This is a genomic window from Streptacidiphilus rugosus AM-16 (assembly GCF_000744655.1).
Taxonomy (GTDB): domain Bacteria; phylum Actinomycetota; class Actinomycetes; order Streptomycetales; family Streptomycetaceae; genus Streptacidiphilus; species Streptacidiphilus rugosus.
The window spans coordinates 75,609-100,531 of the sequence record NZ_JQMJ01000002.1 but is presented as its reverse complement, the minus strand read 5'-3'; the positions used below and the strand labels follow the sequence as shown (position 1 = coordinate 100,531).

The window sequence follows — 24,923 nt, the reverse complement described above, 5'->3', positions numbered from 1 at the left end:
GCCCACCGTGGCAGACTCCGAAGGTAGGAACGAACGTCGGGACTTCAAAGGACTTCGGAAGAGACGGGACTCACGCGTGAAGGTCATCAACCTCGTCCTCAACGTGCTCTGGCTTCTGCTCTGCGGCCTCTGGATGGCGATCGCCTATGCCGTCGCGGGGATCATCTGCTTCATCCTGATCATCACCATCCCGTGGGCCATCGCCTCGTTCCGGATCGCGGGCTACGTGCTCTGGCCCTTCGGCCGGATGACCCGCGAGCGCCAGGACGCCGGTGCGGCCTCCTGTGCGGGCAACGTGATCTGGCTGATCTTCGCCGGCTGGTGGCTGGCCCTGGGCCATCTGGCGACCAGCATCGCGCTGGCCGTGACGATCATCGGGCTGCCCTTCGCCTGGGCCAACCTCAAGATGATCCCGATCTCGCTGATGCCGCTGGGGCGCGAGATCGTCTCGACCGACGAGCGCTTCGCCGGCTGGTGACGCGGGCGGCGGGCGGCTGCGTCCGGCGGCCGGCAACCGGCGGCCGGCCGTCCGGCGCGCCGGTTCGCCTCGGTCGTCGCCTCAGTCGCCGACGGCGTCCCTCAGTCGGCGGAACTCCGCCGCGATTCCGTCCGGCGGTGGGCGTTGAGCCCGCTGGGATTGGGCAGCACCCACACCTCCGTGCCGCCCAGTCCCTCCTCCTGCCGCCCACGGCGGCCTGGCCGCCGACGCGGTCCGGTACGCCCCGATCCCGAGGACGGCGAGCGTCCGCGGCCGCCACCGCTCCACGCGCGCGACGAGCGCCTTGCCGCCGACGCGGTACTCCTCGGCGCTGAGCTCGTCGGCCTTCGCGGTCGTCCGGGCGACGACGTTGGTGATCCCGAGGCCGAGCCCGAGCAGCTCGCCCTGCCTCCTCCGGCGCCAGCTGCCGCGGGGGTGAACCGCCGCGGTGCAGCGCCGGCCAGAACCTGTTGCCGGGCCGGGCGAAGTGATGCCCCGTCGCCCCCGACCAGAGCCCCGATTGATCCCGCAGAACAGCACCCGCAGATCCGCCCGATGACGTCCTCGATGGTGCGGTCCTGCGCGGCGGCGAGCTGCTCTGCGGTGGGCTTCACCGGCACAGCTCTCGCACCGCCGGCGCGTACGGCGTCGGCCGGTGTCACCCGTCGACCGGGGACCGGCCCCGCCGCCCCCGCGTCGATGGCGTCGGCCAGCCACGCGTACAGAGCACTGCGGGTAGACGGGGCTGCCGGCCCTGCATGACCGCCAGCAGGTGCCGGTAGCGCTCCAGGCGGACGTCGGGGCCCGCGTCCAGCTGGGCCGGAGCCGGTCGCGGACGGCCCTGCGACGATCCGGGCCGGGGCGGTCGAGCAACTCGTCGACGACGGCCGCCGCCCGCGCGAATCCGGCTCGACCCCCTCGCGCATCGCCGCTCCGACGGTCCGGTCGAGATTCTGGCTGAAGAAGCGATGCCGGTCAGGCTCGGAACTCCGTTCGACGGCGCGCCGCGCCAGCCGCCGGAACTCCTGATCCTGCATCAGCTCGGACAGCTCCAGCCAGGCGTCCAGCTGATCCTGGGTCGGGGCGTCCGCAGCCGGTGGCCTCCGCCGCGCAACCGCTCCCTGAGCCGGTCCCGCAGCTGCGGCTCGGCCTCCAAGCCCGCGCAGGCCTCGGCTGCGAAGTCGTCGATGGTCTGCTGCCGCTCCTGTGCCGACATCCGTGCCAAACGGTTCAGACGATCCATGTGTCCTGGCTCCTCCCGGTCCCCTGCGGCGACGGCGGACAGCACGGCCCGGCGCAGCCGCAGCGTGGCGATCTGGGCGTCGAGCGCCCGCACATGGATCGCCGCCACCTCGGCCACGGTGCTCTCGCGGTTCAGCACGCGGTGGACCTCGGCATGGCTCAGCCGAGCTCCCGCAGCGTGGCCACCAGCTCCAGTCGGGCCACGCCGGCCGCGTCGTAGAGCCGGTGCCCGCCGCGCTGCGCGTCGCCTCGGGCACCACGCCGGTCTCGGACCAGTACCGGATCGTGCGTACCGGCAGCCCGGTCCGGCGGGCGAGGTCGCCGATGCTCAGCAGCGGCGACGCTGCCGCGTGTGTGCCGTCCATGGGTCCGAGTCTGCGACCTCCAGCCGCTGGAGGTGCAAGGGCTTCCCAGTGGCGGAACGACACGGGCACAACGAGGGCCGGCGGAGTCGGTGTCCGCCGGGCCCCGTTGTGCCCCGAGGTCGCTCGGACCATGCGTTTCCGCAGGTCAGCGTGGGGTCTAGCGGTAGTTCACGAACTGGATCGCGAAGTCCAGGTCCTTGCCCTTGAGCAGCGCCTGGACGGCCTGCAGGTCGTCGCGGCTCTTCGACGTCACGCGGAGCTCGTCACCCTGCACCTGGGCCTTGACGCCCTTGGGGCCCTCGTCGCGGATGATCTTCGAGACCTTCTTGGCGTTCTCCTGGGAGATGCCCTCCTCGATCGTCGCGAAGATCTTGTACTCCTTGCCCGACAGCTGCGGCTCACCGGCGTCGAGCGACTTCAGCGAGATGCCACGCTTGACCAGCTTGCCCTGGAACACGTCGAGGATGGCCTTGACCCGCTCCTCGCCGTTGGCCCGCATCTCGATCTTGTCGCCGGACCACTCGATGGAGGCGCCGACGTTCTTGAAGTCGAAGCGCGTGGCGATCTCGCGGCCGGTCTGGTTGAGCGCGTTGTCGACCTCCTGCCGCTCGACCTTCGAAACGATGTCGAAACTGGAGTCGGCCATGATCGTTGAGTCTCCTTGGTGATTCGGTTCCCGCCCGGGAACGGCGGCCGAACCAGCCTAGCCACCCACTCGGCCTCATGCCCGCCCCCACACTGATCAACCGAGTGGCGAAGCACCCCCCACCATCGGGTATGGTTTACGACGTCGAGCGGGAGACCGCGAGACACCATCCCTGGCGGGTTGCCCGAGCGGCCAAAGGGAGCAGACTGTAAATCTGTCGCGCAAGCTACGCAGGTTCGAACCCTGCACCCGCCACGTGGAAGCCGAGAGGCCCCGGACCAGCACAAACGGTCCGGGGCCTCTCGCATGTGCGGTCCCCGCTCTACCCCGTAGCTCCCCGCCGTTCCCCGGTCTGTCTGGCACGCGAATGGCACGGCAGACTTCTGCCATGAGCGAAGAGCTCGGCCACGGCGCCGACGTAGTAGAAGCTGAGTGGCAACGACTGCTGACGGCCGAGGACAGGGTGGACCCGTTGATGGTCCGGGCGGCCTACGAGCAACCGCGACTGCGGCAGCTCTTCCCCTGGGTCGGGATGTGGGAGCTGCACTTCAGCCGTTGCACCCAGCATCCCTGTACCTGAGACGTGCCCTACATCGCCCCTATGAAGGGTGGTGGCTTCCTTGTCGCAGGGCCGTCCCGGATTGAAGCGGTAGGGCCAGCGGACTCCGCTCAGGCAGCGGCGGCCCTCGTCGTGGAGCACCTGCCCCCTGGCTGTAGGGCGGCCTTCGTGGGGGACAGGAACGACTTGGCGGCTTGGGAGCAGGCTGCGGGGCAGAACTGACCTCCCTGGCTCCCGAACCGCCTCATATAGTCGTGCTTACCCGCGTCGGCCGGCTGCTGGAGACCCCCAAGCCCGGCCCGTTGTGGAGGGGACCAGCCGAGTTCGAGCCGGGCCGGGCGGGGTCTCTATGCGGCGGATTTACAGGCCGCTCCGCAAATCGGTGGGTCAAGCGCCCTGACCTGCACGAGGTCGTCTTGCGCCTGACACGTGCGGGGCTCTGGTCCGTGCCTGGTCCGGATCTTGCTGGAAGCCTCACGGCCTGAGGGCGTGACCCCCGCACGCTGACATTGGCGTAGCCGCAACAGTCAGCGCTCGCCGGCGTGGATCTGGCGGGAGAGGTCGTCAAGGACCTGAGGCACTGGTGCGATACCAACGGACCTCAGACGGACGGCCAGGGCCTCGCGCACGATGTCGTAGTCCTTGCCCGAATGCTCGGCACGAACCTCGGCGATCGCCCCTGCGAACTGGGCGGCGTACTCCCTGAGGGCTGGCGTGACCTCCGAGTAGTCGCCTGAATAAGCGTCCATCAACCGATCCGATCAGACTGAGTCTCCGGGAGGCAAAGGCTCTGAGCTTGGGAAGACTCTATGCCGGATGTGGACTGACGTGCGACGGCGTTGACCTGCACAGTCTCAAGGGGATGACCGCCAGTTACCGCTATGTGCCACCCATTGCCTTCGTGACGGGCACGCAGCGGGCACGGTCTCAGGCGTTGCCCCGCCGGCGCCGCAAGTCGCGGGCACCAAGCACAACGCCCACGACGATGAGGGCAAGCCCAGCGATGGCAAAGAGCAGGCCAACGGCGTCGGATGATCCAACGATCTTTGGCAAGCCATCCAGCGTGAAGCCCGCCCCCACCGCGATGTTGCCCCAGCCACTTAGGCGCTTGTCTGAGTATGTCGCCGCTCGCCAGCCATTGAGGACAGAGACGCCACCAACGATGAACGTGCAGCCGACGACCAACATGATCCATGCCGACATGGCGCCTCCCTATCCGGCGGGAGTTTAGCCCCCAGAGGGGGCGGCTTTACAGTCCGCTCTCGCCCCCCTGATGTCCAGGTGGAGCGCGCCGAGCAATGCTGGAGACCTGTGGATCAGTGCCGGCAGGCACGCGGAAGGCGTACCTTCCCGAATGATCCTTTGATGGTCTCCGAGTAGGCCCGCGTTGCAGCGCGGGTCGGGAAGGCACGCCCGTGCTCAGCGTAGTCACCGACGACGGCTCCACCCAGTCCGGCTCCCTGATCGACGAGATCGTCCGCGAGGGCGCCCGCAGGATGCTGGCCGCCGCGCTGGAAGCGGAAGTCAACCAGTACATAGCCGAGTTGACCGCCGAGACCGACGAGCATGGGCGTCGCCTGGTCGTCCGCAACGGCCACCACCGGCCCCGCACCGTGGTCACCGCCGCCGGACCGGTCGAGGTGAAGGCCCCGCGGGTGAACGACCGCCGCGTCGACGACGCCACCGGCGAGCGCAAGCGGTTCTCCTCGAAGATCCTGGCGCCGTGGTGCCGCAAGTCACCGAAAATCTCCGAGGTGCTGCCGCTGCTCTACCTGCACGGACTGTCGTCCGGGGACTTCGTGCCCGCGCTGGAGCAGTTCCTCGGCGGCACCGCCGGCCTGTCGGCCGCGACCGTGACCCGGCTGACGAAGCAGTGGAGCGAGGACCACGCCGCCTTCCAGGCCCGGGACCTGTCCGATCGCGACTTCGTCTACGTCTGGGCCGACGGCGTGCACCCGAAGGTCCGACTCGGGCAGGCCATTCGTGTGTCCTGGTCCTGCTCGGCGTCCGCCTGGACGGCACGAAGGAGCTCATCGCGCTGGCCGAGGGCCTGCGGGAGTCGACCGAGTCGTGGGCCGACCTGCTGTGCGACTGCCGCCGACGGGGCATGCGCGACCCCGAGCTGGTGGTCGGCGACGGCGCGATGGGCCTTTGGCGGGCGCTGGCCGAGGTGTTCCCGGCGGCGAGGCCGCAGAGGTGCTGGGTTCACAAATCCCGCAACTGTCACCAACTGCCTGCCCAAGTCCGCACAGCCTGGGGCTGTGAAGGCGATGCAGGAGATCTACAACGCCGAGGACCGCGGCCATGTCGAGAAAGCGATCGAGGCGTTCGCGAAGGCCTACGGGGCCAAGTTCCCGAAGGCTGTCGCGAAGATCACCGACGACCGGGACGAGCTCCTCGCGTTCTACGACTTCCCGGCCGAGCACTGGATCCACCTGCGGACCACGAACCCCATCGAGTCGACCTTCTCCACGGTCAAACTCCGCACCAAGGTCACCCGCGGTGCGGGCAGCCCGGCGGCGGCGCTGGCGATGGTGTTCAAGCTGGTCGAGTCCGCTCAGGCGCGATGGCGCGCGATCACCGGAGCTCACCTGGTGTCCCTGGTCCGCGCCGGCGCTCGCTTCGAGAACGGCGTCCTGGTCGAGCGGTCCGAGGTGGCAGCATGAGCGACATGATCACGGCGCTTGAAGCGCTGACCGACCGCGATCCGAACCGTCGGGATGCCGCAGCCGACACACTCGGGGACCTCCTGCGCGACACCGCGCTCGACACGGACACCGCCCACCTGGTCGTCGGACGCCTGATCAGCCTGGCCTTCAACGAACCGGAGACCAAGGTCCGCGAGTCCGCCCTGAACTCCATCAGCGAGGCCTTCAACCACCACCGCCTGCCCCTGGACCTCGTCGAACCGCTGGCGATCGCCATGCCGACAATGGAGCCCGCGCTCCTCGAACACGCCCTCTACATCCTCGGCGCCACCCACGACCCGCGGGCCCGGCTGCTGAAGGTGTCATCGCGCGCGGGCAGGAGGCGGCTGCCCGTAGCGTGGAGGGGTGCGGTTCGAGCTGAAGGCCGAGTACGAGTGGCGGACCGTGCTGTTGTGGCACATCGTCTGGGCCGGAGGCAGCGCGTCCCTGTGTGGTGCCCCGCTCGCGCCGACCACCCAGACCCGCCCGATCACGGACCTCGACCGCCTGCCCCGCGGTGACCTGTGCGTGCGCTGCTCCGTCCGCTACCCGCCCGGCCCTTGACGACGGGACCCTTCCGGCCGCCAGGCGTCCCGGGCCGGGCGCCGATCCCGACTCGATCCCCGCTGTCACCGACCAGCCCACCCGCCGACCGGCCGTAGGCCTGACCTGCGGCGCTTGCGACCCGGGGCGCCCGATCAGACGCCCGTGCCGCCAGCTCTCTCGCCGACCAGGCCCCAGCGGCGGTGCCCCGTGCTGGGAGGCTTCGGGGCACCTCGACATCCAGCGACTGCGGCGCCCAGATCAGGCAACGGCCCGGCCGAACTGTGGGTCCGGGCCGCGGTGAGCCTACGGCACCGGGCCCCGGACCGGGCCCGGTTCCACCGTCGGGCCCTCGGGGCGGACCAGCCACCGGGGGGCGTAGCGGCAGGTCCTGGCTTCACGGTGCGCTCGCGGGCACCCGCCGCAGGGCAGTCGCGCCGGGCGCATCCAGGTGAAGCATCACGAATGCGCCGGTGGAGGGGAGTAGTACGACGATCGCGGCGACCAGGGACGCGGCCAGATGCTGGGTGACGCCGAGGACGGGGAGTCGGGGTGCGCTGCGGTGCCGCAGCGCCGCCGCGGCCTCGAGGGCGAAGCTGAGGGTCAGGGCGGCCCAGGCTCCCCATCCGAGGAGGGTGAGCGCTCCCAGGAACAGGGTGCCGTTGTCCGGCCCGGTCAACGCACCCTGAGCCTGTGCCCAGGTCGGGAGCATGCCGACGGCCAGCAGGGCTGCGGGGATGCCGAGTTCCAGCAGGGCGATCGCGGTCAGGGCGGCCAGGGCGCGCACGAGTTTGGTGGCAGCCATCTCAGCCTCCGGGCTGGTAGAGGAGCAGGGCGCTGCCGTGGCCAGTGACGGTCCCGGCGCCGAGCAGCGGGAACAGCGGCGTGAACGGGGCGTTCACGGTGACCTCGATGCGGTTGCCGACCGTGGTGACCGTGCCGGACACGCCGGCCGCTTTGAGGTAGGCGTTCGCGGCCGCGATCGCCGCGGTGTTGTCGACGGTGAAGCCGTGCCCGGTCAGCGCGCCTGCGGCGTTGAGGGACTGGGCTCCGGTGCGGGCGGCTTCCTGCGCGGTGCCTTCGGGCCGACGTGACCTGGAGTCACGATCCGTGGAGGCCAGCCATGTCCAAGCCGAAGAAGTCGAACGCGAAGAAGGCGCCCAGCCGTCCGCTGCCCCGCCCCCGGAACCGGCCTGGCTCGCGCTGGACTGACTCCGTGAGAACCGTCGCCCTGGGCGTCATCACGAGGTACGCGTCGACCTACGCGCTGATCCTGATTGCACACATCGCCGACAGCCGGTAGCGCGAACCCTTGAGCGCGCGGTGCGCGGCAGGCCCGCTGCGCATGCGCACCGGCCTACTGCGCGTTCGTGCGCGTCAGCCGTAGAGGTGCTGGCACTGCGCGTACAGGCTCCCCGGCTGCCCGCAGTCCTGGGTAAACGCATCGCATGGCGATAACGAGGTGCTGACAAGCGGGGCGGGCGCCCGCATCGTGGTGCTCGCCGCCGACCGGAGGTCTGGGGGCCCGATGGTGCGGTGCGCGGTGGCGCGGAACCGCGGAAGCTCCTGCGCTACCGGCCTGGCGACTCGCTGCCGGCGGCCCACCAGCCCAGCGGTGATCAGCGCAGCCGGAAACGTCGTGTCATGATGCGGCGGCGGGGCACGCGACGACGCGGATCATCCGCCGGTCCCGGACGGTGGTACGAGCCAGGTGTCGAAGCCGGGGCCGCAGTGAGGACGACGTCGCAGTGGTGGGTGACTGCGTCCACTGACGCGTGGGCTTCCCTGGCGGGCGGACGTCAGCCTTTGAGGCGTGGGTCGTTGATGCTAACGGTGACGATCCCGGGTGGGTAGTTTTCCTGGTGGTCGGTCAGGATCAGTTGCTGCGTTGGGCGCAGGGGTGTTGGTAGGCAGGCTGCGATGGCGTGGCAGGTTTCCGGGCTGCCGTATCCGTCACGGATCATCGTGCCGACGGCGGCGGCCTGGGCAGCGTCCAGTGGTTCGATCTCGACAACTGGGAGGGCCAGGATGCGTCTGGCGGCTCCTTCATCCGCGACTTCGGCGGCCATCAGGCACAGCGCGGGGATGAGCAGGTGCTCGAATGGGGAGGCTGCGGCGTCACTGATGAGACGGTGCATTTTGCGGTGTCCGGTGGCGAAGGCAGTCACGGCACTGGTGTCCAGGATGATCACGCTGCGTCCCCGTGCGGCATGAGCTTGGCGCGGGCATCTTCCGCGGCGATCTCGTACACGCGGGTGAGAACGTTCGGCCCGGCGTCGAGTTCCTCGTCGGTGAGCGTCATCCCGAACGATTCACGCAAGATCTGCCGGGTCCGGGCAACCCGCTCGGCGACTTCTTCGGCAGTGAACTGCTGTTTGGACAGGCGGGTCACCAAATGCCCGATGCTCGTGCCGCTCTCGGCTGCAAGCGTCGCTAGGCGATCCCTTGTTTCGGTCGAAACCTTGATCGTCGTGTCAGCCATAAGGCCATGGTATACGAGTGGAATACGAATGGTAAACCGCAGGACGTGTTACGACCTCGGGAGAAATTGACGTTGGGGCGTGCTGACCTGGCGGTGCGGCTGGTGGGTGATCAGCAGGCGGCCGGACGGGCGAGGACCAGTTCGGTGCTCGGCTTGCGTCGGGTCGCCCGGCGGGCGGAGCGGTCAGAGACGAGTGCGGCGATGGCGAGGTGGGTCTCGGGGTAGGTCTTCCGGCGTCCGGTGTACCGCTGGAGCGGCCGCCACTGCTTGTACTCGGCGTTGGTGTGTTCCACGCAGATCCGCGCGGAGGACTGGCGGCGCCGCTGCTCGCGCCAGGCGTGGTGCTCGCCCGACGGCACGTCGTCCCTCGGTTTCTTCGGCGGGGCGTCGACCTGGTCGGGGAACTCGTTGGCCAGGCCGCGGTAGCCCTCGTCGACCTTGGCCTTGACCTGGGGGTATTGCCGAAACTGTTCGGCGATGCCCTCGGTGCGAACGGCGGTCTGGTCGTGCATGCGGCCGGGACGGACCGCGCCGCTGAACAGGGTGCGGCCTTGGCCGTCGCTGAAGGTGGTGGTCTTGATGGTGTTCTGCTTCTTCTTGCCGGACACGAAGGCCTTGCGGCCGGGGCGGCCCGCTTTCGGGCGGCGGACCTGGACCTCGGTTCCGTCGATCCGCAAGCACACGCCCTCGGCCTGCGCGTAGGCGAACACGTCCTCCAGTGTGCGCAGCCGGATGCCGGGGAGGTCGGGGACGGCGAAGCCGCGGGCCGCCAGCAGCGGCCTCACCTCGCGGATCGCGTTCGAGACGGTGGAGCGATCCACCCGGTACAGCTCGGCGAGCGCCGCGTGCGGCAGGCCCAGCCGCAGATGCACCAGCGTGACCAGCAGCCGGTCCACGAACACGAGCTTGGGCTTACGGCCCGCGCCGGCGGCTCGGCGTCGCTGCCCGCCCCGTCGCTCGCGCAGCGAGGACTCCCGCCGTGCCACCCATTTCGGAGCCAACTCTTCGAGCAAATCGCCGAGATGTGCGCGGGAGACACCGGAGAGGGCAGGATGGGAACAGGCCGCACGGGCCCAGGCAAGCGTCACACCTCGCCAACCCGTGCGGCCCTTCTCACGTCACGGCGCGTCGGGCTCCGAGTTCATTGCACCCAGGGTCGTTAGCCGGAGCGCGGGTCGAAACACCGGCCTCCACCAGGGGTGCGAGGGATCACCGCACGATACAAGACCTGGGCACGCGGCCTGACGACCCGGCGCCGCCGATCGTGTCCTGCCCGGTGGCGGTGACGTCACCCCGGCCATGAGGTGGTGCTGGGTGGATTCTGTGCGGTTGGCTACGCGCGGCACCACTCTTGTGGATCATGGAGTGATGGATGACTGGTCGAGGTGGAACGACCCAGCCGAACTACGGATCATGCTCGATGCAGCGCTGGCGGACAGCGCCGAGCTGCAGGCTGAGCTCGCGCGGCTGCGCGTGGAGAACGCCGAGTTGCGAGCCCGGCTCGGCTTGTCCGTCCCCACGGTCCTTCCGCCGGTTCCGGAGCCCTCACCTGCTGATCATCCTGCTGTCGGGGAGGGGCTTCCGCAGGCTGATGCGACGTCGCCCACCGAGGTGAAGATCGCGCTTTTCCGCTCGTTGTTCGCGGGCCGGACGGACATCTATGCGACGCGGTGGGTGAGCGCGAAGAGCGGGAAGACCGGATGGAGCCCGGCGGAGGACAACCCGTTCGCCAAGAACAAGAAAGAGGCCGAGCGCGTATTCTGGCCGCTGACCGACCGAGCCGTCTACAACCACCTGTCCCGCCCCGGACCCGGCCAGCGCGAGACGCACCTCGGGCTCTACCCCCTGCTCGTCGATGACACCTGCCGCCTGCTGGTATGCGACTTCGACGGCAAGGACGGCAGCGATTGGAAGGGCGACGCCAAGGCCTACCTGGCTGCCTGCCAGCACGTGGGAGTTCCGGCCCTGCTGGAGATCTCCCGCTCCGGCGCTGGCGCCCATGCCTGGACGTTCTTCGACGCCCCCGTCCCCGCGGTGACCGCCAGAGCGCTGGGTATGGCCCTGTTGCGGCGCGCGATCGACGCACGTGGACAGATGAAGCTGTCAAGCTACGACCGGCTCTTCCCCGTCCAGGACTTCCTGCCGACGAACGCGTCGGGCAATGCGCGGTTCGGCAACCTCATCGCCTTGCCACTGCAAGGCGTCTCCCGCACCGGCGGCACGACCGTGTTCGTGGACCCGGACACCTGGACCCCCTATCCGGACCAGTTCGCGTATCTGTCAGGCATCCAGCGCCTGACCTCGGCCGAGGTCCAGGGGCTGGTCGACGAGCTTGGCCCGGTCCAAGCCGGCCCTTGCGCGACCACGCCCTCGCTGCCCGCCAAGCCCCGTCGCGGCGCGCTGGGCAAGGCTCCCGTGGTTGTCGCCGCACGGTTGTCTGCGGTGCTGGCGATCGCCACCGAGGGCCTGCCTGTAGGCCTGCTTGCCGCGTTGAAACACGCCGCTGCGTTCCACAATCCGGAGTTCTACCGGCGCCAGAACCAGCGCTATTCCACGTGGAACACGCCCAGGCTAGTGTGCTGCTTCGATGACACGGACCCCGATTGGCTGCGCCTGCCCCGGGGACTTGCGGACGAGGCCGCCCAGCTTGTCTCGGCAGCCAGCGGCACCTTGAAGATCACGAGCGACCTCGCCGAGCCGGCTCCGATCACCGCCAGCTTCACCGGCCACCTCGCCGCCACCCAGCAGGATGCCGTCACCGCGATGACCCCGCACACCACCGGAGTGCTCGTCGCGCCGCCCGGCTCAGGCAAGACCGTCATCGCCTGCGCGCTCATCGCCCACCACGCCACACCCACCGCGGTCATCGTCAACCGCGCCGAACTGCTGACCCAGTGGCGCGAGCGACTCGCCTCGTTCCTCGACCTCGGCGACCACACGATCGGGTCACTCGGCGCGGGCAAGGACCGCCGCGCCCACACCATCGACCTGATCATGCTGCAAACCCTCGCCCACCGCGACGCCCCCGACAACCTGCTCGACGGCTACGGCCTGGTCATCGTCGACGAATGCCACACCGTCGGCGCCCCCGGCGCGGAAGCCGCGATCCGCAAGGCCAACGTCAAGCGCTGGATCGGACTGTCTGCAACTCCCTACCGCGCCGACCAGATGGACGCCCTGATCACCATGCAGTGCGGACCCATCCGCCACGAGATCGAAGACACCACCACCTTCACCAAGCACCTGGTCGTCCATCCGACGAAGTTCACCACCGACGAGAGGGGCAACGACGGCGCCTCGATCCAGGCCGTCTACAACGAACTCGCCCTGAACACCGACCGCAACACCCTCATCGCGGCCGACATCGCCGACGCCGTCCGGCGCGGCCGCTGCAGCCTGGCGCTGACCAACCGGATCGAGCACCTCACCAGGCTCGCAGGCGCGCTCGAGCCGCACGGCATCCAACCGCTCATCCTCCACGGGGCCATGCCCGCAGCCGAGCGCGCCCGTGTCCGCGCTGCCCTGGAGGAAGACGACGGCCGGCCGCTGGTTCTGCTGGCGATCGACAAACTCGCCGGAGAGGGCTTCGACGCACCCCGCCTCGACACGATCTTCCTGACCAGCCCCATCTCCTTCAGGGGCCGCGTCATCCAGCAGGTCGGTCGAATCATGCGCAACACCGAAGCGAAGAAGAGCCATGTCGAAGCCCACGATTACCTCGACGCCGAGGTCCCACGGCTCGAACGGTCCCACCACAAGCGCCGCCGCATCCTCGAACGCCGCGGCTTCACCCGAACACAACCAGACGCACTCCCCAGCCCGAGCGCTCCACCGGCCTTACGACAGCACGCCGATGCTTCAACCACCGTCGGCTTGAGCGCAAGCGCAGCCAAGGTCAGGGCCTGGGCCCGAGCACAAGGCATCGACGTCCCCCCACGCGGCAGGCTCCGCGCAGAGGTCATCGATGCGTGGCGCGCCGCTCACCCCACCGCGCCCCTCGTGCAGAGCCCATGAGGAGCGGAGCTTCGACCAGGCAGCCAGGTCCCCTGCGAGGAGCGAGAGCCCCAGTTTCCCAGAGGCCAGTTGTGCGCGTTAGGGGCGCAGACATCAGGTGATGGGGTGTCCGAGGGCGAGAGCTGCTTTGCGGAAGCGGTCGAGTTTGTCGGCGGGGACGGCGAGGTGGTGGTCGCCGAGGCGGGTGGCGAGCGCCCGGACGCGCTGGCCGCCGGCCAGCAGCGCGCAGGTGGCCGCGTCCGCGCATTCGATCAGGTGGACGGGCCCGAGATCGCGGGCCGCGCCGACGCGCCTCGCGGCGTCGGCGCGGAGCGGGGCGACCGTGTCCGGCAAGACCGCGACCCGGTTCAAATAGGCACGTAGCTCGGTCAGGTGACGTCCGGCATGCACGGCGGCCAGGAGGGATGCGGGGCTTAGCTTGATCTTTAACCGGCGGCCGTTTGTTTCGCGAGATGAGCCTCGAGCGTGAGTTCGCGTTTTACGGTCTTCCCGACGTCGTAGCGGGGTGCTGGCCTGCGGTTCTTTGAGCCCGGCGGGCGCCCCGGGCCGGGGCGTGTCGGTTGCGGCACACCCGCCGGAGAGACGGTCTTCGCGTGGATGTGGCGGAACCCGCGTCGGACCCGGGCCGGCGTGAGCCTGTTCGGCGGCGCCGGCCGCTCCCAGGGGCGTCGTAGGTCGGCTGCGAGGGGGCGGGCCAGGCGGAGCTGGGTGTAGGCGACGATGACCAGCCAGGTCCACAGGTCTGCGCCGTCGGGGTGTCGGATCTTGGGTGCGGTCCAGCCCAAGGTCTGTTTCAGGAAGCGGAAGGTGTGTTCAAGATCGAATCTGCGCAAGAACGCCTGCCACCGCACATCCATCTCCGCGCTGGTCAGGGCGGCTGCCGAGGACCACAGCCACAGCGGCTTGGCCTCTCGTTCACCGGGCAGGCGCTCGACCTGCAGTCGGATCAACGTGCCGTGCAGCACGGGGAGTTCGGCGTCGGTGTACTCCAACCATGGTCCGCGACGCTGCAGCCGGGGGTGCATGTGATCCCACGCCAGCGCCTCGGCCTTGCCGTAGCGGGTGGTCTCGGTCCGGCTGGTGGCATCGGGAGTGTGCCAGGTCTCGGGGCGGGCGAAGGTGAGCACGCCGCCGTGGCGGCGCGGACGCCCGCCGCGGGCGGTGGAGCGGGGCGGGCCCGGATCGCGAAGCATGACGCGGTCCGAGCGCAGCCGCACCACGATCTCCACCGGCAGATCCGCCAGCACGTGGGCCAGGCGTGCGCCGTCGTAGCCGGCGTCCATGACGATCAAGATGTCCCCTTCGGTCTCCTTCCAGTGGCCAGCGGCAATCAACCGCTCGACAACGTCGCGTAGTTGGGTGGCAGTGACGGCGGTGGCGTCGTCGGCAGGCCCCAGGCGCACTGCGTCCAGCAGGGCGACCCAGGAGGTCCGCCCGCGCTCCACCGCTGCGACGAAGGAGTAGGGCCAGCCCGGCACGAACTGGTCACTGGCCCGGCCGCCCCGGCCGTAGCAGTGGCAGAACAGCCGATCGCTGCTGGTGGGGGCGTCGGGCCGCAGCCAGTTGGACACGTCCACAGCCAGCACGATCCGCCCGTCGGCCGCCCTCGGCAGCGGCAGGTTCGCGAGGGTGCGGCGCAGCCGTGTCGGCTCCAGCCAGCCCCGGTCCAGCGCGGCGTACAACGCGCCATGCCCGCGCCGGTGCTCGACCGCCAGGCTGAGCTCGACCAGGGTCTTCACCGGACTGTCCACGCACAGCACTGCGTCGGTGAGCTCGAAGAGCGAGTCCGCACGGGCGTACAAGCAGTCGTAGAACTCAACTCGAAAGCGGGACAACAGGCCCAACGCGTCACCAGCGGACGGAACGAGGGGCAGACTCATATGCGGCGGCCGTTCTCTCGTGCTTCATGACTCGACATCTCGAAGCGTGGAGAACGGTCGCCCTCGTTGTCCCGGGAAGAACCGCAAACCAGCAGGTCGGGTGACCTGCGAGGTTAAATTTCAAGCTCAGAGTCCAGATCCGGTCGCTGGCGCGGGTGGCGAAGGCGTCTAGGAGCAGAGCCTCAGCAGGAGGCAGGCCGTCGAGGGCGACCAAGTCGTGGTTGGCCAGGACCTTCAGCGCCGCGGCGCCCCCGGCAACAGCCGGTTCGGGGGCAGTGCCCGGCAGGTAGGCAGGGGATCGGCCGGTGGCGTAGGCGCCGAGCGCGGTCAGCTGGATCGCGCGTAGCCCTTCGTAGCGGCTGAGCCGCTCCAGCCCGTCGCCGCCCCAGTTGTGCTGGTAGCCCCGGAGCGTCCACGTAGTCGACGTCGATCAGTCCCAGAGGTGCGGCGTATTCGAACAGCACGGCCAGGGTGTAGCGGCCCTGCAGCAGTTCCCAGGCGTGGTGTCCGTCGTAGCCGAGGCTGCCGTACTCGGGGTCTTCCAGGTAGAGCTTCCACAGGGCGCGGTCGGAACGTGCGATCGCAGGGTTGTGCCCGGCCTTGCGCATACTGGTGAACAGCTGGTCGACGGTGGTCCACTCGTCGTCCGGCAGAACGGCGAGTGCGGCGCCGACGTGGGCGCGTCGTGGTTCAGGGCGGGCACTGAGCACGTTCGCGGCGCGTTGGCCTTTGATGGCTTCGATGTCTCGGGAGAACTCGTCCAGGATCGTGCTGGAGAGCCAGCGCTGCCACAGGCTGGCCAGTACCTGGTGTGGTGGCTGGGTGAGGGCCTGCTGTCCCCGCGTGGTCAGCGCGAGCTTCCCGGCAGCCAGCTGGGCCAGGCTGCCGGCCTGCAGCAGTAGGGGCCACGCGAACGCGGCGATCGGCTCGTCGGGGTAGAAGTCCCCACCGTCCAGCACCGTGGCCACCTGGGCCGTGGTCGCGGCGGACGGGCGCAGCGTCTTGGCACCGCACCGCACCCTACCTGCGACGCACAGTTGCAGCAGCAGGGCCCGCAGATTCGCCTGGGCGCCGTGCTCGGTGAGGCGCACGCGCGAGGTCTCGATGTAGCCCACGTGCGTCACATTGCCCCCGAGGCAAGGATGTAGTGGTTGTGGTTGCCCGTGCCGCCGGTCCGCTCCACTATGGCCAGCGCGGTTCGGGCATCATCGCGGACCCGCTGGAGCAGAAGTGCGCCGCTTCGCGGCTGAAGCCGATCTCCAGCAGCACGCTCGCCGAGGTCTCCAGCGCCCTGGCCATTTGCGCGCGGTCGACGCCGAACGCCCGAAATGCCCGCGACTGTCCCGCGTAATCGTCTGGGTGCACCGCGCCATTGCGTCGGACCAGCTCGAGCCCCTTCGCTGCAGGCGGTGGACCCCGCTGGCACTGGGTGGTGTGCCCGCCTACGAACTGGCAGTGTCAGCTCGCCCAGCGGCGGTAGGCCTCGATCCATTCCGCGCCCTCAGGCGGGGGAGTGGGCAGGGGCATATCGAGAAGCCCGATGGTCTGTCGCTGCTTGCCGCGGGCGCAGATCGCCACGATGCCACTCGCGGTGAGGTCCACATTGACAACGTTCACCTCAACCCCCAGCACCATCGTCGTGAACGGCACGGCCAGGTGCTCTTGGACCACCGTGAACAGGCCTGTCTCTTCCTCTTCCTCGCCGTAGGCGTCAACGGTGGCCTCCTCGACCAGCCCGTCCAGTTGTGCCATGTCCCCATGCTGGCACGATAGCGCCATCGACTCCTCTCTGCGTCAGGGCTGCCGCAGCAGCAAGGACCCGGGGCGGCACTTCCGGGTGCTCACGAGGAGGGCTGAGGGTCCTTGGCGGCAGTCCCAAGAAGATGAAGTTCCATGCGAAGAAGGCGCCCAGCCGTCCGCTGCCCCGCTCCCGGAATCGGACCGGCTCGTGCTGGGCTGACTCGGTGCGCACCGTCGCCTTGGGCGTCATCACGAGGTGCGCGTCGGCCTACGCGTTGGTCCTGACTGCGCACATCGCCGGCCGGCGGTAGCGCGAACCCTCCGCTGCGCACACGCACCATCCAGCGCCGCTGCGCATGCGCACCGGCGGGGGAGAGGAGGGCGGCCGGTGTGCAGCGCGCACCGGCCCACTGCGCGTTCGTGCGCGTCAGCCGTAAAGGTGCCGGCACTGCGCGTACAGGTTCCCCGGCAGCCCGCCCTCGTGAGCGAGTGCGTCACACGGGGACGGACCATGCCGGCCCCGGAGTGGATGCTGCCGTCGTGGGGGTGCGATCCGGTCGTGCCCCGTGCTGGGCGGTGGTGCCGGGCCGGTGCCTTCGGCGGGGGGTGGGGGGAGCGTGCCGGCGTGCGGCACCGGATCGGCGGGCTCGTTCGCAGGGTCCGCCGAGCGGGAGATCTGCGGATCGGCCGGAGAGGCCGGGGCATCCAATCCCACGGGTGGTGACGCGGTCGCGGTTGCGCTCGGGGTCGCGGCGACTGGCGCCAGGGCGGGGTTCATGCAGTGGTGGTGCGCGGCGCAGCCGCACGCCGCGAACAAGGTGGCCGCGCTGAGGAGGGCTGCGGTGGCGGCTCACGGAGGCCGTGACGGTTCATCCGCCGGTCCCGGTGAGCTTCACGATGCGGGAGTCGTAGCCTGGGCCGATGTCCGCGGTCCGCACCAACCTGTGTGGCGTGGTGGTGGTCCCTTCCCCGGTTGGGGCAGGAAGTCGGATTTGCTCTCGAAGGTTGGTCTGACTTGATTGTTTCGGTCCTTCGGCACCTCTGATTCTCCGAAGTCGATTGGGTATTATCGCGACGCTGATGCCAAGAAGCTTAGGCCAAGCTGGATTGGCATTTTTGGGCGGTTGGTGGCATTCTCGGAGGTATGGATCCGACCATCGACCCAAAGGCTCTGCGGCTGCAACGAGCGCTGAAGAAGCTCGCCGACGCCCAGGGCGAGTACGACGCCGCTCTCCTGGACCTGTGCCAGAACGGCCCCCGTGGCTCGCAGCAGGCCGCGACCCGGATCACGGGACTGACCCGCGAAGCGCTACGCCTGCGGGTCCGCAAGATCGAGGCCGGGCAGCCCGCGACCCCGGCCGCTCGGGACGGTGAGGCGGCATGAGCACTGCGGCATCCCTGCCCCCGTCGGACACCCCTCTTATCCCGCTGCCCGCGCTTGTCCCCAACCAGCTGCGGGAAGCCGTGATGCGGCTCGCCCCGGGCCGTATGACGGAATTTCAGGCGGACTTGGACCAGGCGTCGTCGTGGGCGGTGGAGCAGAGCTCGATCGCACCGTTGCGGGTGTTCGGACTCAAGTGGGGCATGGTGGTGGCGATCGAGCGGATCCCGTCACGTGCCGCACGGTTCCATGCCCTGGAGGCCCGTACCGGGGTGGTTGACACGCGGGAAGAGGCTCGGGCGGTCAATGCTGAACTGCGGGCGATCCTGGACGAGGCCGAACGGGAGATCGCGGGTTGAGCGACTGGCGTTGGGAGTACGACCCGGACAAGCCGAACGTCGTGGGCGGCCTTCCACTGAAGGTGGTGGCGCGCGTTGAGCGGATCGCTGCTGAGCTGGCGGTCGTCGCGTCACTGGATGTCCCCGATGGTGCCGCCTACCAGGGTGCGGGGATCAAGATCCGCGAGGTCGCAGAGCCGGACCTGATGGTCTGGTACTCGACATTCCCACGGCTTGAGCTGGTCTGCGTCCTGCGAGTCCAGTACTCCGGCTGATAGCGGGTTGTTGGACATGCCTGCACCTGAGTGAGCCGCTCTTTCCCTCGTGGAGTCCTTGAAGCCTGGACTACGCCGAGTTGAAGCGGACCAATAGGATCCTGAAGGCCGCTTCGGTGTTTTCTGCCTCAAAGAGGACTCCCGGTGACGGTCCACCCGTTCATCGAGGCGGAGAAGCAGGCAGGTCACAGCGTCAAACGCGCGTGTGAGCTGCTCAAGGTCTCCCGCGCCGCCTTCTACGCCCGCCGCAACGGCGAGCCCGGCCCCCGCGCCGTCCGCGACACCGAACTGACCGAGAAGAGCGTCGAGATCCACGCGGACTCCCGGGGAAGCTACGGAGCCCCACGCGTCCACGCCCAGCTCCAGCAGGGCGGCGACCGGTGCGGACGGCGCCGTGTCGCCAGGCTGATGCGCCAGGCAGGCCTTGAGGGCCGGCACCGCCGCCGGCGCCACCGCACCACCTCCAAGACCCGAACGCCGCCAGCCGGCCGGACCTGGTCCTTCGCGACTTCGAGCCCGACCCGGCCGCCCTGGACGCGCGCTGGTGCGGCGACATCACCTGGTCGGAGGGGCTGGTGTGACAGGGCTGCGGTGTGCTCGTGCCGGTCGTGGGCAGGAGTCTGCGGTCTTGATCGTCTGACCGGGCGGCCGGAGTGGGTTCGCCGGTTTCTCCGCGTCGCGGGCGAGGTGCCGCCTACGATCCGGTTCCTGGTGGAGTCCGAGATCGCGGAACGGGTCGCGGCACGGCGCGCGGAGCTGGACGAACTCGAAGACCAGCTGGTCAAGCAGCTGGAGCAGGTGCGGGTCGAGCGCGACGAACTCGCCGTCGCGGAACGGGTCTGGAAGCGGATGGCGGAGCAGTTCGCCGCGGAGAGGGCGGTGGCCGCACCGGCTTCGGCGCAGGTCGCGGGCCACACGGTGCTGCTGGTGCGGCACCGCGGGCGTGGGAGTGGACGCGCTGCCACCTGACTACCAGCGCATCCTCGCGATCGTGCGGGGCGCCGGCGGGCCGGTGGCGGTCAAGCAGGTCGGCGAGGAGCTGGGGCTGGAGGTGGCGGTGCGGGGCCAACTGGAGCCGCTGCGCGGGAAGCTGTCCAAGCTCGCCGGGCGGGGGGCGGTTGCGCAAGCTGCCCGACGGCAAGTTCACCACGCGCCTGTGACCTGCACCGTTGTGGCGCCTTGGCCGTAACCCGCGGTGCCCTCGGCGGTCGTTGACGCTGCGTGACAAACACCAACGAGCCCGCCGAGGGCGTCTCCTTTGTCTACCAGTGCCGCCTACCTGTCCACAAGCACCATCGTCTACCCCCGTGACCTGCTGCGATCCCGCCCTGAGAGGTCGTTTCCTCTCAGCGTTTCATCCCGTTATGTGGTGGTTGAGCTGGGGTTCCGGGTCGCGCCAGGAGATGGTGGCTTCGCGGGTGAGGCGGCGGGCCATGAGGTCGGTCATAGCGAGGTGGATCATGGCTTCGGAGCGGGCGGGCAGGGTCTCGTAGTCGCGGGCCAGACGGCGGTGGAGCATCAGCCAGCTGTAGGTCCGCTCAAGCGCACAAGCACACTGCGCTTATGGATAGTCAAGGCGGTGCGGGGACGCCGATAATTGGTCGTGAGGGTCTGCGGCGGTTGGTCGCTGTGGCCCATCGGTTGCGGGGCCGGATCAGCGACGAGGGGAACGAGTCGCCATGCCCGACGACAGCGATGCCGGCCCAAGACAACAGCGCAGGTAGTAGCGGAGAGCCGGGTATGGGAAGCACTGCCGGAAGCGAACCGGCAGGCGGTCGTCGTGCATCTGGTGCGGCTGGCGAGCCGGGCAGTGCCGGCTGCCACGGCGAGTGAGCGGGTCCGGCGATGACCTCGGTGATGCCGTGGGAGCGTCCCGGCAGCAAGATCGACGACCGTCACCTGCAGCGGCTCGCGGTGGTCTACGTCCGGCGGTCGACGCGCCAGCAACTGGTCGACCACCAGGAATCGACCCGGTTGCAGTACGCCCTGGTCGACCGGGCGATCGCGCTCGGTTGGCAGGCGGAGCGCGTCCTGGTGATCGACGAGGACCTGGGCAGGTCCGGATCGAGCGCGGTGGCCCGCACTGGCTTCCAGCGGCTGGTGACCGAGATCGGCTTGGACCACGTCGGGCTCGTGCTGGGGATCGAGATGTCCCGCCTGGCCCGCTCGGGCAGGGACTGGTACCAGCTCATCGAGCTGTGCGCCCTCTCGGGTGCGGTGCTGGCCGACACCGACGGGGTCTACGACCCGGGCGAGTACAACGACCGGCTGCGGCTGGGACTCAAGGGCACGATGAGAGCGAGGCCGAACTCCACCTGATCAAACAGCGGATGTGGAGCGGACGGTTGAACAAGGCCCGCCGCGGCGAGCTGGCCTTCCCACTGCCCAGCGGCTACATCCGCCGCCCGTCCGGGGAGGTGGCCTTCGACCCGGACGAGCAGGTCCAGGCCGTCATCCGACTGAACTTCACGCAGTTCGAGCGGCTCGGCACCCTGCACGCCGAACTTCGCTATCTCGTCGACCACGAAATCCAGTTGGGCATCCGGCTGCGCGAGGGCCCGGACAAGGGCACCCTGGAATGGCGACGGCCGAACCGGATGACGCTGCAGAACCTCCTGCACAACCCCGCCTACGCCGGCATCTACGCCTATGGGCGCCGCCGGGTCGAGCCGCGCCGCCAGGACCCGGCCCGCCCCAGCACTGGGCGGGTCGTCCGCTCCCGGGACGGATGGCATGTGATGATCGAGAACGTCCTGCCCGCCTACATCACCGTCGCCCAGTTCCAGGCCAACGAAGCGAAGCCGGCGGCCAACTGCGCTGTCGCCGAAGCGATGGGCGCGGTCCGGGGCGGCCCCGCGCTCGCGGCCGGGCTGGTCTTCTGCGGACGCCGCAACCGCCGCATGAGCATGCGTTACCACACCCAGCACAGCAAGGCCTTGCCCGAGTACGCGTGCGCGAGGGACGTGTCCAACTACGGTGCCCGAAGCAGCTGTCAGCTGATCAACTCCGCCTGCGTGGACGCCTTCGTCGAGGGACAAGTCCTGCTCGCTCTGACGCCCGCCGTCGTCGAGGTGGCCCTGCATGCGGCCGACCAGGTCCTGGCCGAGCGGGCCGAGCTGGAACGACTGTGGTCACTGCGAGTGGAACGCGCCGCCCAGACCGCCGACCGCGCCCGCCGCAGCCACCACCAAGGCGGCCGCAGAGCTCTTGTATCGGGCCAAGCCATACAAAAGCCGCGAGAATGAAAGCCGTAAATAGGAGCAGGGCCCGCTAAACGCCTATTAGGGGCCGACGATGACCACCACCTTGGCCCAGCGCCTGCTCCGGGCGGGCTTCGAATCCGCGGTCGGCGTGCCTGACTCCCACCTGGGCGGCCTCATCGGCGAAATCGGCTCCTCCATCCCCGTCCATCTGGCGCCCCGCGAGGACGCCGCGGTCGCCGTCGCCGTGGGCACCCGCACGTCCTCATGGACAAGCGCTTTTGAGGCGCCAGCGTATGCCTGTTCCGCCAACCCGGCCGCACCATCAGGATCCCACCCCGATTGCGGGTGGGCCTCGGCCCAGGGCACGTCCATCCAGGCCGAGACCCAAAAGGGCCGCCACGGACACAGCAGCAGACCCAGAACCAGTCTCACGTCAGCCCGCAGACGCCGCACCTGGGAGTCGATCAGTCGGGGACGTGCGGGCCAGCAGCGGTCGCGTCGAGGACCGCCCGGGCCTCATCCGTGATCGACCAGCGCTCCTCGGACACGCTGTACTCCGCACCCAGCGCAGCGAGATCGGCCCAGCTGCCCGCGGCCCGTTCGACGACGGGTGGCTCGCTCTCGCGGCGGCACACCTTCACCACAACACCATCGCCCCGTACGTCCTCGATCAGGAAGCCCAGGATCTCCTCGTCGCTCATGTCTCCACGATCAGCCGGGGTTGGAGCTGCTGCATGTCGGCGCCCCAACCAGAGCGGACGAGACGCGTAGGCGGCGGCCTGGCACATCCAGACCGGGCCGCCGCCCGACCAGCCCGCCCCTGCGAGGACGACAAGCTGGTCAGGATCATCCTGCCCACAGCACGCGGCATGCCCTGGAAGGGACACGCGGACATCACCCGGGCGCAGGTAGGCCCCGCGCCGTCGAGCCGGGCGGGGCCATCATGGACGGCATGGACAGCCACAGATCCCAGATCGATCAGGTAGTCGCCCGCCTGCAGCCCTTTGCTGCCCAGCTGCTGCGCCCCGACCACGCCGAGCAAGACCTGTCCCTGTCCTGGCTTGTCGCCGAGCTGGACGACCGTGCGCCATCCAGGGCGAGGACGACCACGGCGCTCCTCGACGGCGAGTAGGCCCCTGGGCGGCAGCGGACCCCGCTCAGGCGAGACGCCGTAGCACCCGGGCGGGGTCCGAATGGGGCCGATCCGAAGGGCCTCACTAGCAGGATGCGCGATGGGCGTCGACCACCGCGGACTGACACGCCCAGGTCACACGACCGGATCAATGAGGGGCGCGGGGCCGTACATCCCTGACGGCCCCGCGCCGCCGGATCCCGGCCGGGTCGTCCACCTCGCCGGGAGCTTGCTGGCCGGGCCTCACTGCGGGCGCCACCAGTGGGAGGCGTGAGACCCGGCGGTGCCGCGCGATCGAGGAAGAACCGCGACACACTAAGCCTCGCGAATCACCGGGCCCTGGCCGGGCATCCACGCCGACATGATCACCCGGACGGCTCACGCGGAGGTCGAGGTCCGACCCGCGAGAGGCATCGCGAGGGGCGACGCGGGCCGGACCGAGCCCGCGGCCAGCGAGGGCATTGCGGGCCACGGGCGCATGAGGCCGGGCCCCGGGATTGAGGCATGAAACGGGACCCGGCGCGGCCCGCCACCTGAGGATCACACGGGCCACTGCCAGTCTCAGGCCGGCCAACAGTTCCCGCAGCCCGAGACACTCACCTGCGGACACAGGACCCCACGGCTGCCGCAGACATCATTCCGCGGCAGCCGAGACACCCCGCTTCACTCGCGCCATCTTGACGTGCTGTCGACTGGCGCAAGACGGTGTCCAGGACCGATCCGCGCGTGACAGCGGGAGGGATCATGGCGCTGCGATTCATCGGGGTCGACCCGAACACCAGACAGGGCGAGTCCCCGGCCGTCTGGGTCGACGACGACAAGCGGGAGCTGGTGATCCGGGGCTACCGGCCGGACGAGCAACTGCTCCAGCAGATCCACGACAATCCGCCCCCGGACTACGCTGCCAGCATACCTGCCCACGGTACGCGATCCGTCTCCCGTTCAGCATGATCCCGAACATCCGAAAGGCCTGCGATGCCGCCGACGAACTGGGCTGACCTCTTCGCCACAGCCCAGCACTCCGCCGTCCACCTGGAGATGCGCGACCAGTACGCCGCGCCCAGCGAGGACGACCCGATCGCCCGCTGGGAGGCCACCGGCGAGGCCGACGCCGACCCGGACTCCGAATGGTGAGCGGGCTGGTCCCGGATCGTCCGTGACGCGGTCGCCCGCGGCGTCGTGGTGCGCCGCGCCCGGATCGTGTCCGAGCCCGTCACCCGCTACACGCGATGGCTCCACGCGATCACCCCGGCGAACCTCGCGGCCGGGGAACGCGTGAGCTGGCTGTCGCGCAGCAACGCCACCGACCTCTGCCTGCCCGGCTCCGACTTCTGGGTCTTCGACGACACCCTCGTCCGCTTCGGGCAGTTCTCTGGCGACGGCATCCCCCAGGAGCCGCAGTACCGGGACGAGCCCGAGGTCATCAAGCTGTGCCTCGACGCCTTCGAGAGCGTCTGGAGCCGGGCCGTTCCGCATGAGGACTACGAGGTCCGTTAGCACGGCATGTCGAGATCGCCTTCGTCTTCGGCTCAGCAGGCGCGCGAGCGAGTGGCCGCGCGCCTGCACGAGCTGAGGTCCAGCACGGGCCTGACCGTCCGGGATCTCGCCGCGCGGATCGCGTGTCCGCCGCGAAGGTCTCCCGGATCGAGAACGCGGTAACCCCGCCGGCGAAGGCCGACATCGTCGCCTGGTGACTCAGGGCACCACAAGGCCGGCCGTTCGGCGGAGAACGGGACGACGCCGAAGGCGACGGCTGGGAGGCGTTGCAGGTCGAGGAGATGCTCGAGCGGCCCGCGCACCAGGGCGGAGCTGCCGAACCGTTGGCGGAGCACGTTCCGGATCTACGACCGGGGGCTCGTGCAGCTCGAGACGCTCACGGCGGTGATCTCGGTGACCGCGCCCGCGGACGTCGCCCTGTACGAGCGGGCGTTCGTCGAGCTCGGCCGGATGGCCCTGTA

At 69.5% G+C, this 24,923-nt stretch carries 28 protein-coding genes, 1 tRNA gene and 7 pseudogenes; 17 read left to right on the top strand and 19 right to left on the bottom strand.

Translation table 11 applies throughout. From position 1 onward, the window contains the following. Positions 1–76: 76 nt before the first annotated feature. A complete protein-coding gene (locus tag BS83_RS03370) occupies positions 77–478 on the top strand; it encodes a YccF domain-containing protein (RefSeq protein WP_037600774.1) in 402 nt (133 codons plus the stop codon). Between the two features lie 122 nt (positions 479–600). Here the strand turns inward: BS83_RS03370 and mug are convergent. The 4 genes and pseudogenes from mug to BS83_RS03355 form a co-directional block, all read right to left on the bottom strand. Further along, positions 601–1,047: pseudogene (gene mug / locus BS83_RS47190) on the bottom strand (G/U mismatch-specific DNA glycosylase); the annotation flags it as partial. A gap of 467 nt (positions 1,048–1,514) precedes the next feature. After that, positions 1,515–1,859 carry a hypothetical protein gene (locus tag BS83_RS47185; protein WP_051942552.1) on the bottom strand — a complete coding sequence of 115 codons (345 nt, stop codon included), beginning with the start codon at positions 1,857–1,859 and terminating at the stop codon, positions 1,515–1,517. A 136-nt stretch (positions 1,860–1,995) separates the two neighbouring features. Beyond that, a pseudogene (locus BS83_RS47180) lies at positions 1,996–2,085 on the bottom strand (hypothetical protein); the annotation flags it as partial. 157 nt (positions 2,086–2,242) lie between these two features. Further along, a complete protein-coding gene (locus BS83_RS03355; RefSeq protein WP_037600771.1) occupies positions 2,243–2,731 on the bottom strand; it encodes a YajQ family cyclic di-GMP-binding protein in 489 nt (162 codons plus the stop codon). Positions 2,732–2,905: 174 nt separating this feature from the next. Between BS83_RS03355 and BS83_RS03350 the strand changes: the two genes are divergently transcribed. Together BS83_RS03350 and BS83_RS03345 are read left to right on the top strand one after the other, a co-directional pair. Continuing rightward, positions 2,906–2,986: transfer RNA gene (locus BS83_RS03350), tRNA-Tyr, on the top strand. 112 nt (positions 2,987–3,098) lie between these two features. After that, a pseudogene (locus tag BS83_RS03345) lies at positions 3,099–3,512 on the top strand (DUF6193 family natural product biosynthesis protein). 305 nt (positions 3,513–3,817) lie between these two features. Here the strand turns inward: BS83_RS03345 and BS83_RS03340 are convergent. Both BS83_RS03340 and BS83_RS03335 read right to left on the bottom strand, forming a co-directional pair. Further along, complete coding sequence (locus tag BS83_RS03340; RefSeq protein ID WP_037600768.1) at positions 3,818–4,039, bottom strand: hypothetical protein; 222 nt, start codon at positions 4,037–4,039, stop codon at positions 3,818–3,820. Between the two features lie 178 nt (positions 4,040–4,217). After that, a complete protein-coding gene (locus tag BS83_RS03335; RefSeq protein WP_037600765.1) occupies positions 4,218–4,493 on the bottom strand; it encodes a hypothetical protein in 276 nt (91 codons plus the stop codon). A gap of 212 nt (positions 4,494–4,705) precedes the next feature. On the opposite strand from BS83_RS03335, the pseudogene BS83_RS03330 reads away from it, so the two are divergent. Both BS83_RS03330 and BS83_RS46265 read left to right on the top strand, forming a co-directional pair. Further along, positions 4,706–5,956 (top strand): annotated as a pseudogene (locus BS83_RS03330) (IS256 family transposase). After that, the gene (locus BS83_RS46265) at positions 5,953–6,498 is read left to right on the top strand and encodes a hypothetical protein (RefSeq protein WP_198035119.1); all 546 of its coding nucleotides are present in this window, start codon (positions 5,953–5,955) and stop codon (positions 6,496–6,498) included. The pseudogene BS83_RS03330 and the gene BS83_RS46265 overlap by 4 nt, the downstream one beginning before the upstream one ends. A 419-nt stretch (positions 6,499–6,917) precedes the next feature. On the opposite strand, the gene BS83_RS03315 is transcribed toward BS83_RS46265, so the two are convergent. After that, positions 6,918–7,325, bottom strand: coding sequence for a hypothetical protein (locus BS83_RS03315; RefSeq protein WP_037600101.1), 408 nt, complete (start codon positions 7,323–7,325; stop codon positions 6,918–6,920). A gap of 1 nt (position 7,326) precedes the next feature. Next, complete coding sequence (locus BS83_RS45070) at positions 7,327–7,467, bottom strand: hypothetical protein (RefSeq protein WP_157596835.1); 141 nt, start codon at positions 7,465–7,467, stop codon at positions 7,327–7,329. Between the two features lie 176 nt (positions 7,468–7,643). Between BS83_RS45070 and BS83_RS03310 the strand changes: the two genes are divergently transcribed. Beyond that, positions 7,644–7,823, top strand: coding sequence for a hypothetical protein (locus tag BS83_RS03310; RefSeq protein WP_037600102.1), 180 nt, complete (start codon positions 7,644–7,646; stop codon positions 7,821–7,823). Positions 7,824–8,319: 496 nt separating this feature from the next. Here the strand turns inward: BS83_RS03310 and BS83_RS46260 are convergent, their stop codons facing one another. The 3 genes from BS83_RS46260 to BS83_RS03290 form a co-directional block, all read right to left on the bottom strand. Then, the gene (locus BS83_RS46260) at positions 8,320–8,712 is read right to left on the bottom strand and encodes a PIN domain-containing protein (protein WP_037600104.1); all 393 of its coding nucleotides are present in this window, start codon (positions 8,710–8,712) and stop codon (positions 8,320–8,322) included. Continuing rightward, positions 8,709–9,002: a hypothetical protein gene (locus tag BS83_RS03295; protein WP_051942512.1), complete on the bottom strand. Its 294-nt coding sequence runs from the start codon at positions 9,000–9,002 to the stop codon at positions 8,709–8,711. The genes BS83_RS46260 and BS83_RS03295 overlap by 4 nt, the downstream gene beginning before the upstream one ends. A 110-nt stretch (positions 9,003–9,112) precedes the next feature. Beyond that, entirely contained in the window at positions 9,113–10,090 is a 978-nt protein-coding gene (locus tag BS83_RS03290; protein WP_198035120.1) for a transposase family protein, read from the bottom strand. Positions 10,091–10,370: 280 nt separating this feature from the next. On the opposite strand from BS83_RS03290, the gene BS83_RS03285 reads away from it, so the two are divergent. Continuing rightward, positions 10,371–13,016, top strand: coding sequence for a TOTE conflict system archaeo-eukaryotic primase domain-containing protein (locus BS83_RS03285; protein ID WP_198035135.1), 2,646 nt, complete (start codon positions 10,371–10,373; stop codon positions 13,014–13,016). A gap of 93 nt (positions 13,017–13,109) precedes the next feature. Here BS83_RS03285 and BS83_RS03280 read toward each other — a convergent pair whose 3' ends face one another. The 5 genes from BS83_RS03280 to BS83_RS03265 form a co-directional block, all read right to left on the bottom strand. Next, on the bottom strand, positions 13,110–13,349 hold the full coding sequence (locus BS83_RS03280) for a hypothetical protein (RefSeq protein WP_157596872.1): 240 nt from the start codon (positions 13,347–13,349) through the stop codon (positions 13,110–13,112). 92 nt (positions 13,350–13,441) lie between these two features. Continuing rightward, positions 13,442–14,896 (bottom strand): NF041680 family putative transposase, encoded by a 1,455-nt coding sequence (locus BS83_RS03275; protein ID WP_037600757.1) that lies wholly within the window; start codon positions 14,894–14,896, stop codon positions 13,442–13,444. 182 nt (positions 14,897–15,078) lie between these two features. Then, on the bottom strand, positions 15,079–16,011 hold the full coding sequence (locus tag BS83_RS03270; protein ID WP_051942550.1) for a hypothetical protein: 933 nt from the start codon (positions 16,009–16,011) through the stop codon (positions 15,079–15,081). Between the two features lie 67 nt (positions 16,012–16,078). Continuing rightward, a complete protein-coding gene (locus BS83_RS45060; RefSeq protein ID WP_157596870.1) occupies positions 16,079–16,261 on the bottom strand; it encodes a hypothetical protein in 183 nt (60 codons plus the stop codon). A gap of 93 nt (positions 16,262–16,354) precedes the next feature. Continuing rightward, the gene (locus BS83_RS03265; protein WP_037600833.1) at positions 16,355–16,648 is read right to left on the bottom strand and encodes a hypothetical protein; all 294 of its coding nucleotides are present in this window, start codon (positions 16,646–16,648) and stop codon (positions 16,355–16,357) included. 1,132 nt (positions 16,649–17,780) lie between these two features. On the opposite strand from BS83_RS03265, the gene BS83_RS03260 reads away from it, so the two are divergent. The 5 genes and pseudogenes from BS83_RS03260 (at position 17,781) to BS83_RS47175 (ending at position 19,599) form a co-directional block, all read left to right on the top strand. Further along, positions 17,781–18,020, top strand: a complete 240-nt coding sequence (locus BS83_RS03260) for a hypothetical protein (protein ID WP_037600756.1) — start codon at positions 17,781–17,783, stop codon at positions 18,018–18,020. Then, a complete protein-coding gene (locus BS83_RS03255) occupies positions 18,017–18,376 on the top strand; it encodes a hypothetical protein (RefSeq protein WP_037600753.1) in 360 nt (119 codons plus the stop codon). The genes BS83_RS03260 and BS83_RS03255 overlap by 4 nt, the downstream gene beginning before the upstream one ends. Then, a complete protein-coding gene (locus BS83_RS03250) occupies positions 18,373–18,630 on the top strand; it encodes a hypothetical protein (protein WP_037600750.1) in 258 nt (85 codons plus the stop codon). The genes BS83_RS03255 and BS83_RS03250 overlap by 4 nt, the downstream gene beginning before the upstream one ends. A 144-nt stretch (positions 18,631–18,774) precedes the next feature. Further along, positions 18,775–19,068 (top strand): annotated as a pseudogene (locus BS83_RS48800) (IS3 family transposase); the annotation flags it as partial. 273 nt (positions 19,069–19,341) lie between these two features. Next, positions 19,342–19,599, top strand: a complete 258-nt coding sequence (locus tag BS83_RS47175) for a hypothetical protein (RefSeq protein WP_232248024.1) — start codon at positions 19,342–19,344, stop codon at positions 19,597–19,599. Between the two features lie 385 nt (positions 19,600–19,984). On the opposite strand, the pseudogene BS83_RS43490 reads toward BS83_RS47175, so the two are convergent. Then, positions 19,985–20,173: pseudogene (locus BS83_RS43490) on the bottom strand (IS5 family transposase); the annotation flags it as partial. A gap of 302 nt (positions 20,174–20,475) precedes the next feature. Between BS83_RS43490 and BS83_RS46250 the strand changes: the two are divergent. Beyond that, positions 20,476–20,949, top strand: coding sequence for a recombinase family protein (locus BS83_RS46250; protein ID WP_051942549.1), 474 nt, complete (start codon positions 20,476–20,478; stop codon positions 20,947–20,949). A 26-nt stretch (positions 20,950–20,975) separates the two neighbouring features. Further along, positions 20,976–21,875 carry a recombinase family protein gene (locus tag BS83_RS46245; protein ID WP_051942548.1) on the top strand — a complete coding sequence of 300 codons (900 nt, stop codon included), beginning with the start codon at positions 20,976–20,978 and terminating at the stop codon, positions 21,873–21,875. A 422-nt stretch (positions 21,876–22,297) separates the two neighbouring features. Here the strand turns inward: BS83_RS46245 and BS83_RS03225 are convergent, their stop codons facing one another. Further along, entirely contained in the window at positions 22,298–22,534 is a 237-nt protein-coding gene (locus BS83_RS03225) for a hypothetical protein (RefSeq protein ID WP_037600744.1), read from the bottom strand. A 251-nt stretch (positions 22,535–22,785) separates the two neighbouring features. Here BS83_RS03225 and BS83_RS03220 point away from each other — a divergent pair, with 251 nt between their 5' ends. From BS83_RS03220 to BS83_RS03210, 3 genes and pseudogenes are all read left to right on the top strand, one after another. Beyond that, positions 22,786–22,965 (top strand): hypothetical protein, encoded by a 180-nt coding sequence (locus BS83_RS03220; RefSeq protein WP_157596868.1) that lies wholly within the window; start codon positions 22,786–22,788, stop codon positions 22,963–22,965. 744 nt (positions 22,966–23,709) lie between these two features. After that, on the top strand, positions 23,710–23,916 hold the full coding sequence (locus BS83_RS03215) for a hypothetical protein (protein WP_232248029.1): 207 nt from the start codon (positions 23,710–23,712) through the stop codon (positions 23,914–23,916). A gap of 24 nt (positions 23,917–23,940) precedes the next feature. Then, positions 23,941–24,462 (top strand): annotated as a pseudogene (locus BS83_RS03210) (DUF6879 family protein). A gap of 32 nt (positions 24,463–24,494) precedes the next feature. Here BS83_RS03210 and BS83_RS48795 read toward each other — a convergent pair. Further along, the gene (locus BS83_RS48795) at positions 24,495–24,797 is read right to left on the bottom strand and encodes a hypothetical protein (RefSeq protein WP_408640956.1); all 303 of its coding nucleotides are present in this window, start codon (positions 24,795–24,797) and stop codon (positions 24,495–24,497) included. Positions 24,798–24,923: the final 126 nt, after the last annotated feature.

Excerpts from the sequence above, each read along its gene's own strand:
- BS83_RS03340 (WP_037600768.1), bottom strand. The coding sequence starts at position 4,039 with ATGGACGCTTATTCAGGCGACTACTCGGAGGTCACGCCAGCCCTCAGG.
- BS83_RS03355 (WP_037600771.1), bottom strand. The coding sequence starts at position 2,731 with ATGGCCGACTCCAGTTTCGACATCGTTTCGAAGGTCGAGCGGCAGGAG.
- BS83_RS03295 (WP_051942512.1), bottom strand. The coding sequence starts at position 9,002 with ATGGCTGACACGACGATCAAGGTTTCGACCGAAACAAGGGATCGCCTA.
- BS83_RS46265 (WP_198035119.1), top strand. The coding sequence starts at position 5,953 with ATGAGCGACATGATCACGGCGCTTGAAGCGCTGACCGACCGCGATCCG.
- BS83_RS03260 (WP_037600756.1), top strand. The coding sequence starts at position 17,781 with ATGGATCCGACCATCGACCCAAAGGCTCTGCGGCTGCAACGAGCGCTG.
- BS83_RS03255 (WP_037600753.1), top strand. The coding sequence starts at position 18,017 with ATGAGCACTGCGGCATCCCTGCCCCCGTCGGACACCCCTCTTATCCCG.
- BS83_RS03220 (WP_157596868.1), top strand. The coding sequence starts at position 22,786 with ATGGACAGCCACAGATCCCAGATCGATCAGGTAGTCGCCCGCCTGCAG.
- BS83_RS03265 (WP_037600833.1), bottom strand. The coding sequence starts at position 16,648 with ATGGCACAACTGGACGGGCTGGTCGAGGAGGCCACCGTTGACGCCTAC.
- BS83_RS03335 (WP_037600765.1), bottom strand. The coding sequence starts at position 4,493 with ATGTCGGCATGGATCATGTTGGTCGTCGGCTGCACGTTCATCGTTGGT.
- BS83_RS03285 (WP_198035135.1), top strand. The coding sequence starts at position 10,371 with ATGGATGACTGGTCGAGGTGGAACGACCCAGCCGAACTACGGATCATG.
- BS83_RS03225 (WP_037600744.1), bottom strand. The coding sequence starts at position 22,534 with ATGAGCGACGAGGAGATCCTGGGCTTCCTGATCGAGGACGTACGGGGC.
- BS83_RS03315 (WP_037600101.1), bottom strand. The coding sequence starts at position 7,325 with ATGGCTGCCACCAAACTCGTGCGCGCCCTGGCCGCCCTGACCGCGATC.
- BS83_RS46250 (WP_051942549.1), top strand. The coding sequence starts at position 20,476 with ATGACCTCGGTGATGCCGTGGGAGCGTCCCGGCAGCAAGATCGACGAC.
- BS83_RS03215 (WP_232248029.1), top strand. The coding sequence starts at position 23,710 with ATGGCGCTGCGATTCATCGGGGTCGACCCGAACACCAGACAGGGCGAG.
- BS83_RS03310 (WP_037600102.1), top strand. The coding sequence starts at position 7,644 with ATGTCCAAGCCGAAGAAGTCGAACGCGAAGAAGGCGCCCAGCCGTCCG.
- BS83_RS03275 (WP_037600757.1), bottom strand. The coding sequence starts at position 14,896 with ATGAGTCTGCCCCTCGTTCCGTCCGCTGGTGACGCGTTGGGCCTGTTG.